Origin of the sequence: Hoeflea sp. EC-HK425 (assembly GCF_902498795.1) — a bacterium.
GTDB lineage: Bacteria > Pseudomonadota > Alphaproteobacteria > Rhizobiales > Rhizobiaceae > Hoeflea > Hoeflea alexandrii.
This window is the reverse complement of the sequence record NZ_LR701572.1, coordinates 1,290,437-1,303,673: the sequence shown is the minus strand read 5'-3', so window position 1 is coordinate 1,303,673 and position 13,237 is coordinate 1,290,437. Positions and strand designations below refer to the sequence as shown.

Genomic DNA, 13,237 nt, shown 5'->3' with positions numbered 1-13,237 from the left:
GCAGTCTCCGTAGCTCAGTTAACCGACAGCGCGAGATCGCGCGCTGCCTGCAGCGAAGCCGTGTAGTTGTTGATCAGTGCGTCAACCGAGGCTGCCGTCACATCAAAGATCGGCGCCGGATAGACCCCGAAGAGGATAGTCAGCGCGATCAGCGGATAGAGGATCGCCTTCTCGCGGCCCGACAGGTCCAGCATGGCCTTGAGGCTTTCCTTCTCCAGCGATCCGAAGACGACGCGGCGGTAGAGCCACAATGCGTAGCCGGCCGACAGGATCACCCCGGTCGCGGCAAACAGCGCCACCCAGCTGTTGACCTGGAACACACCCATCAGCGTCAGGAATTCACCGACGAAGCCGGAGGTGCCGGGAAGACCGACATTGGCCATGGTGAAGATCATGAACGCAACCGCGTATTTCGGCATGTTGTTGACCAGACCGCCATAGGCGGCGATCTCGCGGGTGTGCAGCCGGTCGTAAACCACGCCGACGCACAGGAACAACGCACCCGATACCAGACCATGGCTCAGCATCTGGAAGATCGCCCCTTGCACGCCCTGCTCGTTGGCGGCGAAGATGCCCATGGTCACGTAGCCCATATGCGCCACCGAGGAGTAGGCGATCAGCTTCTTGATGTCTTCCTGCATCAGCGCCACCAGCGAGGTGTAGATGATCGCAACAACGGACAGCGTGAAGATGAACGGCGCGAAATCGGCCGAGGCGAGCGGGAACATCGGCAGCGAGAACCTCAGGAAGCCGTAGCCGCCGAGTTTCAAGAGAATGCCGGCCAGGATCACCGATCCAGCGGTCGGCGCCTCGACGTGCGCATCGGGAAGCCAGGTGTGCACCGGCCACATCGGCATCTTCACAGCAAACGAGGCGAAAAACGCCAGCCAAAGCCATGTCTGCATTTCCGCCGGGAAGTTGTGCGCCAGCAGCATACGGATATCGGTCGTGCCCGCATCCCAGTACATCGCCATGATCGCCAGCAGCATCAGCACCGAACCGGCGAGCGTGTAGAGGAAGAACTTGAAGCTCGCATAGACCCGGCGCTTGCCGCCCCACACACCGATGATGATGAACATCGGGATCAGGCCTGCTTCGAAGAACACGTAGAACAGCACGATATCGAGCGCGCAGAACACGCCGATCATCATCGTCTCGAGCACCAGGAAGGCGATCATGTATTCCCGCACGCGCGTCTGGATCGAATTCCAGCTGGCAAGGATGCACAGCGGCATCAGGAAGGTGGTGAGGATGACGAACAGCATCGAAATGCCGTCAACGCCCATCGCGTAGGAGAACATCGAGCCCGGAAGATCGATGCTTTCCACCATCTGGAACCCGGGGTCGGTTACATCGAAGCTCGCCCAGATCAACAGCGACATCACGAAGGTCGCGGTCGTGCCCAAAAGTGCGACCTGACGGATGTTGCGCCGGCCGATCTCGGTATCATCCTTGATCGGCAGCAGGAACAGCACGCAGATCAGCGGTATGAAGGTGACAACTGACAGAAGAGGCCAATCGGTCATCAGAATGCACTCCCGAGCATCATCCATGTGACAAGCGCTGCAATTCCGATCAGCATCACGAAGGCGTAGTGGTAGAGGTATCCGGTCTGCAGCCGGATAACCCGGCCGGTGATGTCCTGCACCCGCGCGGCGATGCCGTTGGGGCCGTAACCGTCGATGACGCGCATGTCACCCTGCTTCCACAGGAATGAGCCGAGCCACTTCGCAGGGCGGACAAAGATGAAATCGTAAAGCTCGTCAAAATACCATTTGTTGAGCAGGAACCGGTAAAGGGCCTGATGGTCCTCGGCCAGCTGCTTGGGCGTCTCAGGCGAGCGGATGTAGAAATACCAAGCGGTCACAAGGCCCAGCAGCATGGCCACGAACGGGCTCAGCTTCACCCACAGCGGCACATGGTGGAATTCCTCGAGAATCTGGTTCTCGGCGCCGGTGAACAGCGCGCCCTTCCAGAAAGCCTCGTAGTGATCACCGAAGAAGAAATCCTTGAACACCACGCCGGAAAGCAGTGCGCCAACCGCCAGAATGAACAATGGCACCAGCATCACCGGGGGCGATTCATGGGCGTGATGCATCACGTCCGACGAAGCGCGCGGCTTGCCGTGGAAGGTCATGAAGATCAGGCGCCAGGAATAGAAGCTCGTAAACAGCGCCGCGATCACAAGCAACCCGAAGGCGATGCCAGCGGCGGAGTTGTGCGCCACGTAGGCAGACTCGATGATGATGTCCTTGGAGAAGAAGCCGGCGGTCCCGATCAGCGTGCCGGGAATGCCGACGCCGGTCAGAGCGATGGTGCCGATGATCATCATCCAGTAGGTCATCGGGATCTTCTTGCGCAACCCGCCCATGCGCCGCATGTCCTGCTCGTCGGAGACGGCATGGATCACCGAACCGGCACCAAGGAACAACAGCGCCTTGAAGAAGGCATGGGTGAACAGGTGGAAGACCGCGCCGCCATAAGCGCCGATGCCGAGCGCCACGAACATGTAGCCGAGCTGCGAGCAGGTCGAATAGGCGATCACCCGCTTGATGTCATTCTGCACCAGGCCAACGGTGGCGGCAAAGAACGCCGTGATCGCACCGATCCAGGTCACCACGGTGAGCGCATCCGGTGCGTGTTCGAACACCGGAGACATGCGCGCGACGAGAAACACGCCTGCGGTCACCATGGTCGCGGCATGGATCAGCGCCGACACGGGTGTCGGGCCTTCCATGGCGTCAGGCAACCAGGTGTGCAGCAGGAACTGGGCCGACTTGCCCATCGCGCCCATGAACAGAAGCAGGCAGACGCCGGTCAGAGCGTGCGCCTTGTCGAGATGCATGCCGAACAGGTTGAGAACCGTCTCGCCGCCCTCGGCGCCTTCCGCCGGCAGATAGTCCGCAACACCGGCAAAGATAGCATCGAACGAGGATGAGCCAAACAGCACGAACAGGCCGAAGATGCCAAGCAGGAAGCCGAAGTCGCCGACGCGGTTGACGATGAACGCCTTCATTGCCGCGGCATTGGCCGACGGCTTCTTGTACCAGAAACCGATCAGCAGGTAGGAGGCCACGCCCACGCCTTCCCAGCCGAAGAACATCTGCAAGAGATTGTCCGAGGTCACCAGCATCAGCATGGCGAAGGTGAAGAACGACAGGTAGGCAAAGAACCGCGGACGGTGCGGGTCATGATGCATGTAGCCGATCGAATAGACGTGAACCAGGCAGGACACCGTGTTGACGACAACCAGCATCACCGCGGTCAGCGTGTCGATCCTGAGTGCCCAGTCGACGCTGAACCCGCCCGAATCCATCCAGCGCATGATCGGCACGCGAACAGTTTCGCCGTCGCCCATGGCAACCGTGAAGAAGGCCACCCAGGACAGGAGCGCGGCGACGATCAGGAACAGCGTGGTCACGTATTCCGAGGCCTTGGCGCCGATGGCGCGGCCACCGAAACCCGCAATCAGCGCGCCGATGAGGGGAAGAAAGACGATAGCGTGGTACATGGCTCTCTCAGCCCTTCATCATGTTGACGTCTTCCACGGCAATGGAGCCGCGGTTCCGGTAGAAGACGACGAGAATGGCAAGACCGATCGCCGCTTCCGCCGCGGCAACCGTCAGGATCAGCAACGCGAACACCTGCCCGACGATATCGTTGAGATGCATCGAGAACGCCACCATGTTCAGGTTCACGGCAAGCAGGATCAACTCGATCGACATCAGGATGACGATCACGTTCTTGCGGTTCAGGAATATCCCGAAAACGCCAAGCGTGAACAGGATCGCGCTGACAGTCAGGTAATGGGAGAGTCCGATTTCCATGCGATTATTCCTTCACGTCCCCGCGTTCAAATGCCCTGGCCGGGCTTGACCTTGACCACCTCGATGGCGGTCTCCGGTGTCCGGGCGACCTGCTGGTTGATGTCTTGCCGCTTGATGTGTTCCCGATGCCTGAGCGTCAGCACGATGGCGCCGATCATGGCCACCAGCAGCACCATGCCGGCGATCTGGAAGAAGAAGATGTAGTCGGTGTAGAGCACATCGCCGAGCGCCTGGGTGTTGGACCGTTCGCTCAGTGCCGGGATCGGACTGGCCCCGCTGCCGGCCGCTGCCGGATGAAAGGCGTTGCCGGCAAGCACGATGATCAGCTCGGCCGCCAGAATGATGCCGACAAGCGCGCCGACGGGCGCGTATTCGAGCGCACCGGACTTCATCTCGGCGAAGTCCACGTCGAGCATCATGACGACGAACAGGAACAGAACCGCAACTGCGCCGACATAGACTACCAGCAGGATCATCGCCAGGAACTCGGCGCCTGTGAGCAGGAACAATCCGGCCGCGTTGAAGAAGGTGAGGATCAGGAACAACACGGAATGCACCGGATTGCGCGCTGCGATCACCATGAAGGCGGAAGCCACTGCCACGAAGGCAAACAAATAGAAAAACAGAGCCTGCAGACCCATGATCGGCGCCTTTTCGTCTTTCCCCCGAGTGACAGGAACCATTTGTTCCCGCCCCGAATGGAGGCAGATGGACCGAAGCCGGCCCCTGCCCCCCGCATGTGAATTCAGGACGGCGCGCCCCGATGGTGCGCCGTTCCGGTGTCTTACCTGTAGGGCGAATCGATCGCGATGTTGCGAGCGATTTCCCGTTCCCAGCGGTCGCCATTGGCGAGCAGCCGGTCCTTGTCGTAGTAGAGCTCTTCGCGCGTTTCCGTCGCGAACTCGAAGTTCGGCCCCTCGACGATCGCGTCGACCGGGCAGGCTTCCTGGCAGAAGCCGCAATAGATGCACTTGACCATGTCGATGTCGTAGCGAACCGTGCGGCGGGTGCCGTCATTGCGTCGCGGACCGGCCTCAATGGTGATCGCCTGCGCCGGGCAGATGGCCTCGCACAGCTTGCAGGCGATACAGCGTTCCTCGCCGTTCGGATACCGTCGCAGCGCATGTTCACCGCGGAAACGCGGGCTGACAGGCCCCTTTTCGTTCGGGTAGTTCACGGTCGCCTTCGGCGCGAAGAAATAGCGCATCGACAGGAAGAACGCGCCGACGAATTCCTTCAGGAACAGCGATTTTGCGGCTTGAGCCAACATGGTCAGTCTCCGCTCTTGCTAGGCTTGATCAGCCGGATGGAAAAACAGGTGGTCAGGATCACGGCGCGGTTCCCGTCAGCTTGAGAACGAAGGCCACGATCACCAGCATGCCCAGCGAAATCGGCAGGAACACCTTCCAGCCAAGCCGCATCAGCTGGTCGTAGCGGTAGCGCGGTACGAAGGCCTTGACCATCGAGAACATGAAGAATACGAGGCAGGCCTTGAGCACGAACCAGACGATGCCGGGGACCCAGTTGAGGAACCACACATCTAGCGGCGGCAGCCAGCCGCCCAGGAACAGGATCGTGGTCAGCGCGCACATCAGCACGATCGCTGCATACTCGCCGAGCATGAACATCATGTAGGGCGTCGAGCCGTATTCGACCATGAAGCCCGCCACCAGTTCCGATTCCGCTTCCGGCAGATCGAAGGGCGGACGGTTGGTCTCGGCCAGCGCCGAAATGAAGAAGATGATGAACAGCGGGAACAGTGCGAACCAGTGCCAGTCGAACAGCGAGTTCGGCAGCCCCATCCGGGTTCCGATGCCGTCGGCCTGCGCCAAAACGATATCGGTGAGGTTGAGCGAACCGACGCAGAGCAGCACGGCGACGATGACGAAGCCGATCGAGACCTCGTAGGACACCATCTGCGCCGCCGAGCGAAGCGCGCCGAGGAACGGATATTTCGAGTTCGAGGCCCAGCCGCCCATAATGATCGCGTAGACTTCGAGCGACGAGATCGCGAAAACGAACAGGATGCCGACATTGATGTCTGCAATCACCCAGCCGGCATCGAAGGGAATGACCGCCCAGGCCGCCAGCGCCAGCGTCACCGCCACCAGCGGGGCGAGCAGGAACACCGCCTTGTTGGCACCCGATGGAATCACCGGTTCCTTGAAGACGAACTTCAGAAGGTCGGCGAAGGACTGGAACAGACCCCACGGGCCAACAACGTTCGGGCCGCGGCGCAACTGCACGGCAGCCCAGATCTTCCGGTCGGCGTAGAGGATGTAGGCGATGAACAGCAGCAGCGCCACCATCACCAGCAGCGACTGCGCCAGAATGATGGCCCCGGGCCAGACATAAGATGTGATGAAACCGTCCATGGTGTTTCCCGCCCCTATTCCGCCGCCACTGCCTTGGCGGTCTTCGCCAAGGCCGAGCACTCAGCCATCACCGCAGAAGCGCGTGCGATCGGGTTGGTCAAATAGAAGTCTTTGACCGCGGACGCAAACGCCGATTTGTTCATCCGGCCCGCTTTCTTCGCAATTGCGGCAATTGCACTGCTGTCACCGGTGGAAATCATGTCGATTTCCGCGAAATGCGGATACTCGGCATAAAGCGCGGCCCTGAGCGCGACAAGCGAATCATAGGGCAGCTTCTTGCCCAGAACGTCCGAAAGCGCCCTCAGAATGGCCCAGTCTTCGCGCGCCTCGCCCGGCGCGAAGGCGGCGCGGCTGCCAAGCTGAACCCGGCCTTCGGTGTTGACATAGGTCCCGGACTTTTCCGTGTAGGTCGCAGCCGGCAGGATCACGTCGGCATGGTGCGCGCCATTGTCGCCATGGGTACCGATATAGACGGTGAAGCCCGCGGTCTTCTTGGTGAAGTCGAGTTCGTCCGCGCCGAGCAGGAACAGAACGTCGGTGCCGGTCAGCATGGCTGCGGCATCGAGGCCGCCCTCGCCCGGCACCAGGCCGAGATCGAGGCCGCCGACGCGCGCTGCCGCCGTGTGCAGCACCGCAAAACCGTTCCAGTCGCCCTTCACCGCCCCGACCGCATCGGCGAGCTTGGCGGCGTTAGCGAGAACACCCGCGCCATCGCCGCGCGCCAGCGCGCCCTGGCCGATGATGATCATCGGCTTCTTGGCGCGCTTCAGCTTGGCCGCAAACTTGTTGGTGCCGTCGACCAGTTCCTTCAGCGTTTCCGGGCCGGCGCCGAGATACTCGTGAGCATAGCGCAGATCGGCCTGCTCGCCGATCAGACCGATCGGCAGCTCGCCCATGCGCCAGCGCTTGCGGATCCGGGCATTCAGGATCGCAGCTTCGCGGCGCGGGTTCGACCCGATGATCAGGATCGCGTCCGCATCCTCGATGCCTTCGATGGTCGGATTGAAGATGTAGCTCGAGCGGCCAAGTGACGGGTCAAGTGCAGCGCCATCCTGGCGGCAATCGATGTTGGTCGAGCCGAGCGAGCTGATCAGCGCCTTGAGCGCGTACATTTCTTCCACGGCTGCCAGGTCTCCGGCGACAGCCCCGATGCGCTCGGGCTTTGCGCCGGCAACAGCTGTTGCGATCGCACCGAAAGCTTCGCCCCAGGATGCGGCTTCCAGGCGGCCGTTGCGGCGTACATATGGGCGGTCGAGGCGTTGCGTGCGCAAGCCGTCCCAGATGAACCGGGTCTTGTCGGAAATCCATTCCTCGTTGATCGCCTCGTTGACGCGCGGCATCACCCGCATCACTTCGCGGCCGCGGGTATCGACCCGGATCGCCGAGCCGCAGGCGTCCATGACGTCGATCGATTCGGTCTTGTTCAATTCCCACGGACGCGCCTGGAAGGCATAGGGCCGCGAGGTCAGCGCGCCGACCGGGCAGAGATCGATGACGTTGCCCTGCAACTCCGAGCTCATCGCATGCTCGAGATAGGTGGTGATCTCGGCATCTTCGCCACGGCCGATCAGGCCAAGCTCGGAAATGCCGGCCACTTCGGTGGTGAAACGGACACAGCGCGTGCAGTGGATGCAGCGGTTCATGATCGTCTTGACCAGCGGTCCGATATACTTGTCTTCGACGGCGCGCTTGTTCTCGGCATAGCGCGAATTGTCCATGCCGAAGGCCATGGCCTGGTCCTGCAGATCGCACTCGCCGCCCTGGTCGCAGATCGGGCAATCAAGCGGATGGTTGATGAGCAGGAACTCCATCACCCCTTCGCGCGCCTTCTTGACCATCGGCGTGTTGGTGAACACTTCCGGCGTTTCGCCGTTCGGGCCAGGCCGGAGATCGCGCACGCCCATGGCGCAGGAGGCTGCGGGCTTGGGCGGTCCGCCCTTCACCTCGACCAGGCACATCCGGCAATTGCCGGCAATCGACAGCCGCTCGTGAAAACAGAACCGCGGCACTTCCGCGCCGGCCTCCTCACACGCCTGCAGCAGCGTGTAGTGATCCGGCACTTCGATCTCGTTTCCATCAACCTTGATCTTGGCCATGCAAGCAGTCCTACCTTTGCGAACGGTCGGAGCGACCGCGTACCATCCCTCACCGGGACCTGATTGTGTTTTGCCGGGCGGCGGTCAGACCGCCCGGCTTTGCATTCCTGTTTGGCGGTTACCCGCCCTTTGCCAGCGCACCGGCCTGTGTGATCCAGTTGTCGCGACCGATCCTGCCGCTGAACTGCAGATAATCGTCGACCCAGGCCGCCTCTTCCGGCTGCCATGCGGCGATCTGGTCAAAAGTCCAGATCCCCAGACCGTTGAGCACCTGCTCGAGTTTCGGCCCCACACCTGAGATCAACTTCAGATCGTCCGGAGTTTCCGGCTTCTCGATTTCTGCCGGACGGCGGAAATCTTCAGGCTCAAGCGCCGGTGCGGGGGCTGGCTTTGCCGGGGTATCAACGACGGCCACGCTCTCGCTGGCCACACCTGCAGCAACCTCGGCATCCGACTTCAGCTTCTCCACCGCTGCAACGGTGACCGGCTTGCTCTCAGCGGCTTCAACCTTGGCCTTGGCTGATGCGGCCTTGGCCGGAGCCGGCTTGGCATTGGCCGGCTTTGCCGCAGTTGGCTTTGCCTTCGCCTTGCTCTTGGCAGGCACCGGCTTGGCTGCAGGCGTCAAGGTGACCACATCGGCAGTCTTGGCCCTTGCTGCCGGTTGCACCTCCACTGCCTCGCTCTCATCTTCTTCGGGCGCAAGGTCCTCGGCCAGCGTCGGCACGATCCAGCTCAGATCAGGGTGGTTGCCAAGCAACGAAGACTGGTTCTGCATCGCCGCCTGCATGGCGCCCATCATCATGCCGGCCATCTGGCCTGCCATGCCGAAACCGATGGCGGTGGCTGCCGCCGCCGCACCCAACGGATAGACCATAAGCGGCGAGACGGGCATCTCGTCGAGCTTGGTCCAGTCGGTCATGGATTGCATCGGTTTCATCATTTCATTCATGTCTGCGGGAAAAGAAAACATCGACATCAGTTTCTCCTTAGTCGGTTGTTGGCTCTTGTCCCTCGTGACGTTTCCTTGTCTTTCCGGGCCCGGCTAGGTGCGGGCCTCTTATTCCGCCGCTTCCAGCCGCGTGTTGCGGCTTTGCACGGCATTGCGTGTGTACTGGTCGATCCGCGCTTCCATCTCGGGACGGAAATGCCGGATCAGGCCCTGGATCGGCCAAGCCGCCGCATCGCCAAGCGCACAGATGGTGTGACCCTCGATCTGCTTGGTAACATCAAACAGCATGTCGATTTCGCGTTTCTGGGCGTTGCCTTTGACCATGCGGTCCATCACCCGCATCATCCAGCCGGTGCCCTCGCGGCACGGCGTGCACTGGCCGCAGCTCTCATGCTTGTAGAAGGCCGACAGCCGCCAGATCGCTTTGACGATATCGGTCGACTTGTCCATGACGATCACTGCCGCCGTGCCGAGGCCCGACTTGAGATCGCGCAGACTGTCGAAATCCATCGGCGTGTCGATGATGTCGGCGCCCGGCACGCATGGCACCGAGGAGCCGCCCGGAATCACCGCCAGCAGATTGTCCCAGCCGCCGCGAATGCCGCCGCAATGGGTGTCGATCAGCTCGCGGAACGGGATCGACATCGCCTCTTCGACCGTGCAGGGCGTGTTGACGTGTCCCGACACGCAAAACAGCTTGGTGCCGGTGTTGTTGGGCCGGCCGATCCCGGAAAACCAGGCGCCGCCACGGCGCAGGATCGTGGGCGCAACCGCGACGGATTCAACGTTGTTGACCGTTGTCGGGCAGCCGTAGAGACCCATGTTGGCCGGGAATGGCGGCTTCAGCCGCGGCTGGCCCTTCTTGCCTTCGAGGCTTTCGAGCAGCGCGGTTTCCTCGCCGCAGATATAGGCGCCGGCGCCATGATGGACATAGATGTCCATGTCGTAGCCAAGCTTGTTGTTCTTGCCCAGAAGGCCCGCGTCGTAGCACTCGTCGATCGCCGTCTGCAATGCTTCGCGTTCGCGCATGTATTCGCCGCGGACATAGATGTAGGTCGCATGCGCGCCCATGGCGAAGCCGGCAATCACGCAGCCCTCGATCAGCGTATGCGGATCGTGGCGCATGATGTCGCGGTCCTTGCATGTGCCGGGCTCGGACTCGTCGGCATTGATGACGAGATAGTGCGGGCGCCCGTCGCTTTCCTTGGGCATGAACGACCATTTCAGGCCGGTCGGAAATCCTGCCCCGCCTCGGCCGCGCAGGCCGGAAGCCTTCATCTCGTTGATGATCCAGTCACGACCCTTTTCCAGGATCTGCTTGGTGCCGTCCCAGTGGCCGCGCGCCATCGCGCCTTTCAACGACTTGTCGTAGACGCCGTAGATATTGGTAAAGATCCGGTCTTTGTCATCTAACATCATTCACCTCTATCGCGGCTTCTTGCCGAAGACCTTGATGTACTCGGCCTCGCCACCCTTGGCCAGCGCCTTGGCCTGCTTGAGCCAGTCCTCGCGCTCGATGCGGCCCTTGAACTTGAGATACCCGTCGACCCAGTCCCGTTCGGCCTTCTTCCACGACGCAACTTGCGCGAACGTGTAGATGCCGAGCGAATGTAGGATGCCCTCGATTTTCGGACCGACGCCCGAGATCATCTTCAAATCGTCCGGCTGGGCCGGCTTGGCGATACCCGCGGGACGATTCCTGTCTTCCGGTGCCGCGGCGGGAGCCGCTTTCGCGGTACCCTTTGCAGTCGCCGCAACGGCCATCGTCGCATTGCCCTTGGTCACCGGTTTGGCGGTCTTTTTCGCAGACGCAACAGATTTGGCCGTTGAAGCCAGGTCCGAGGAGGAATTGCCCTTGGCAGCCGTCGCACCGGCGCTCTTGGTCTTCGCCGTCGCCGATTCCTTGCGCGCAGAACTCATCTTCGGCGCTTCGCTTGCAGTGGCAGCGGTCTTCGCATCAGCCTTCACATTCGCCTTGGCCTTGGCGGGTGACTTTGTCTCGGTTTCCGTCGCAGCCGATTTCGGACGTCCGGCCTTGGTCGCGGCGGGCGATTTGGCCTTCGCCGACGTCTTGGAACCGCCCTTGCTTCCCGGCTTGATTTCCTCGGTCAGGCTGGTCAGCCCGCCCTCAGGCGCCGAGAAGGTGCGCTTGACCTGTGGCCCCGGCGTCACGTCCTCGGGACGCCCCGCTTCGAAGCGGTCGATGATATAGGCCAGCCGCTCGGGCGACAGGTCTTCGTAGGAATCCTTGAAGATCATCACCATCGGCGCATTGACGCAAGCCCCCTGGCACTCGACCTCCTCCCACGACAGCGTGCCGCTCTCGTTGAGATGGAACGGCTCCGGGTGGATCTTGCTGCGGCAGACTTCCATCAGCGCTTCCGAACCGCGCAGCATGCACGGCGTGGTGCCGCACACCTGAACGTGAGCGCGGGTGCCCACCGGCTTGAGCTGGAACTGGGTGTAGAAGGTCGCCACTTCGAGCGCGCGGATGTAAGGCATGCCCAGCATGTCGGCAATCGTCTCGATCGCCCGCTTGGTCACCCAGCCGTCCTGTTCCTGCGCCAGCATCAGCAGCGGAATCACCGCCGACTGGGCACGCTCCTTGGGATACTTCTTGATCCACACCTTTGCCTGCGCGGAAAATTCGCGGTTGAAGGCGAATTCCGCTGGCTGGACATTATCTTCGGCAAGTCGACGAACGGACATGATGTACTCTTCTGTCTTATTTCCGGCCTAGTGGATCTCGCCGAGCGGCGACCTGGTCATGAACCTGAAACCTCTGAGTCACGCTCACCGGTCAACCTCCCCGAACACGATGTCGAGCGAACCGAGCGCAGCCGACACATCGGCCAACTGGTGGCCGCGGCAGACGAAATCCATCGCCTGCAGATGCGCATAGCCGGGCGCGCGGATCTTGCAGCGGTAAGGCTTGTTCGATCCATCCGACACCAGATAGACACCGAACTCGCCCTTCGGCGCCTCGACGGCTGCGTAGACCGATCCTTCCGGAACCCGGTAGCCTTCGGTGTAGAGCTTGAAGTGGTGAATCAGCGCTTCCATGGACCGCTTCATCTCGCCGCGCTTGGGCGGCACGATCTTGCCGTCGGTGGCAGACACAGGCCCGGTCTTTTCCTTGCCAAGCAGCTGTTCGACGCACTGCTTCATGATCTTCACCGATTCACGCATTTCCTGCATGCGGATCAGGTAACGGTCGTAGCAGTCGCCATTCTTGCCGATCGGGATATCGAAATCGAGTTCCGAATAGCATTCATAGGGCTGCGAACGGCGCAGATCCCAGGCGGCACCCGAGCCGCGCACCATCACTCCCGAGAAGCCCCAGGCCCAGGCGTCATCGAGCTTGACGACGGCGATGTCGACATTGCGCTGCTTGAAGATGCGGTTGTCGGTGAGCAGACCCTCGATGTCATCGCAGGTCTGCAGGAAAGGATCGCACCACTTGCCGATATCCTCGACCAGCTCATGCGGCAGGTCCTGGTGAACGCCGCCGGGACGGAAATAGGCCGCATGCAGCCGCGCGCCGCAGGCACGCTCGTAAAACACCATCAGCTTCTCACGCTCTTCGAAGCCCCAGAGCGGCGGCGTCAGCGCGCCCACGTCAAGGGCCTGCGTGGTGATGTTGAGAAGATGCGACAGGATCCGGCCGATCTCCGAGTAGAGCACCCGGATCAACTGCCCGCGCTTGGGTACGGTCACGCCCGCGAGCTTTTCCACGGCCAGCGCGAAGGCATGCTCCTGGTTCATCGGCGCGACGTAGTCGAGCCGGTCGAAATAGGGAATGGCCTGCAGATAGGTCTTGGCTTCGATCAGCTTTTCGGTGCCGCGGTGCAGAAGACCGATATGCGGGTCCACGCGCTCGACAATCTCGCCATCGAGTTCCAGCACCAGCCGGAGCACGCCGTGCGCCGCCGGATGCTGCGGACCGAAGTTGATGTTGAAGTTACGGACGTTGTGTTCGTTCATGGTTCC

Annotated in this window: 11 protein-coding genes; all 11 read right to left on the bottom strand. The window is 61.6% G+C overall.

Going from position 1 to position 13,237, the window contains the following annotated elements; translation table 11 throughout:
- Positions 1–14 precede the first annotated feature (14 nt).
- Positions 15–1,526, bottom strand: coding sequence for an NADH-quinone oxidoreductase subunit M (locus SPHINGO391_RS08950; protein ID WP_152008509.1), 1,512 nt, complete (start codon positions 1,524–1,526; stop codon positions 15–17).
- Complete coding sequence (gene nuoL, locus SPHINGO391_RS08945) at positions 1,526–3,511, bottom strand: NADH-quinone oxidoreductase subunit L (protein ID WP_152008508.1); 1,986 nt, start codon at positions 3,509–3,511, stop codon at positions 1,526–1,528. The genes SPHINGO391_RS08950 and nuoL overlap by 1 nt, the downstream gene beginning before the upstream one ends.
- 7 nt (positions 3,512–3,518) lie before the next feature.
- Positions 3,519–3,827: an NADH-quinone oxidoreductase subunit NuoK gene (gene nuoK, locus SPHINGO391_RS08940; protein ID WP_152008507.1), complete on the bottom strand. Its 309-nt coding sequence runs from the start codon at positions 3,825–3,827 to the stop codon at positions 3,519–3,521.
- Positions 3,828–3,853: 26 nt separating this feature from the next.
- Positions 3,854–4,468 (bottom strand): NADH-quinone oxidoreductase subunit J, encoded by a 615-nt coding sequence (locus SPHINGO391_RS08935; RefSeq protein ID WP_152008506.1) that lies wholly within the window; start codon positions 4,466–4,468, stop codon positions 3,854–3,856.
- A 143-nt stretch (positions 4,469–4,611) separates the two neighbouring features.
- Positions 4,612–5,097: an NADH-quinone oxidoreductase subunit NuoI gene (gene nuoI / locus SPHINGO391_RS08930; protein WP_193217239.1), complete on the bottom strand. Its 486-nt coding sequence runs from the start codon at positions 5,095–5,097 to the stop codon at positions 4,612–4,614.
- A gap of 58 nt (positions 5,098–5,155) precedes the next feature.
- Positions 5,156–6,202, bottom strand: a complete 1,047-nt coding sequence (gene nuoH / locus SPHINGO391_RS08925) for an NADH-quinone oxidoreductase subunit NuoH (RefSeq protein WP_152008504.1) — start codon at positions 6,200–6,202, stop codon at positions 5,156–5,158.
- A gap of 14 nt (positions 6,203–6,216) precedes the next feature.
- On the bottom strand, positions 6,217–8,298 hold the full coding sequence (gene nuoG, locus SPHINGO391_RS08920; protein ID WP_152008503.1) for an NADH-quinone oxidoreductase subunit NuoG: 2,082 nt from the start codon (positions 8,296–8,298) through the stop codon (positions 6,217–6,219).
- Between the two features lie 118 nt (positions 8,299–8,416).
- Positions 8,417–9,274, bottom strand: coding sequence for a 5' DNA nuclease (locus SPHINGO391_RS08915; RefSeq protein ID WP_193217238.1), 858 nt, complete (start codon positions 9,272–9,274; stop codon positions 8,417–8,419).
- Between the two features lie 81 nt (positions 9,275–9,355).
- Positions 9,356–10,663 (bottom strand): NADH-quinone oxidoreductase subunit NuoF, encoded by a 1,308-nt coding sequence (gene nuoF, locus SPHINGO391_RS08910; protein WP_152008502.1) that lies wholly within the window; start codon positions 10,661–10,663, stop codon positions 9,356–9,358.
- 9 nt (positions 10,664–10,672) lie between these two features.
- Complete coding sequence (locus SPHINGO391_RS08905) at positions 10,673–11,956, bottom strand: NADH-quinone oxidoreductase subunit E (protein ID WP_152008501.1); 1,284 nt, start codon at positions 11,954–11,956, stop codon at positions 10,673–10,675.
- An 84-nt stretch (positions 11,957–12,040) separates the two neighbouring features.
- Complete coding sequence (locus SPHINGO391_RS08900; protein WP_152008500.1) at positions 12,041–13,231, bottom strand: NADH-quinone oxidoreductase subunit D; 1,191 nt, start codon at positions 13,229–13,231, stop codon at positions 12,041–12,043.
- Between the last annotated feature and the right edge of the window lie 6 nt (positions 13,232–13,237).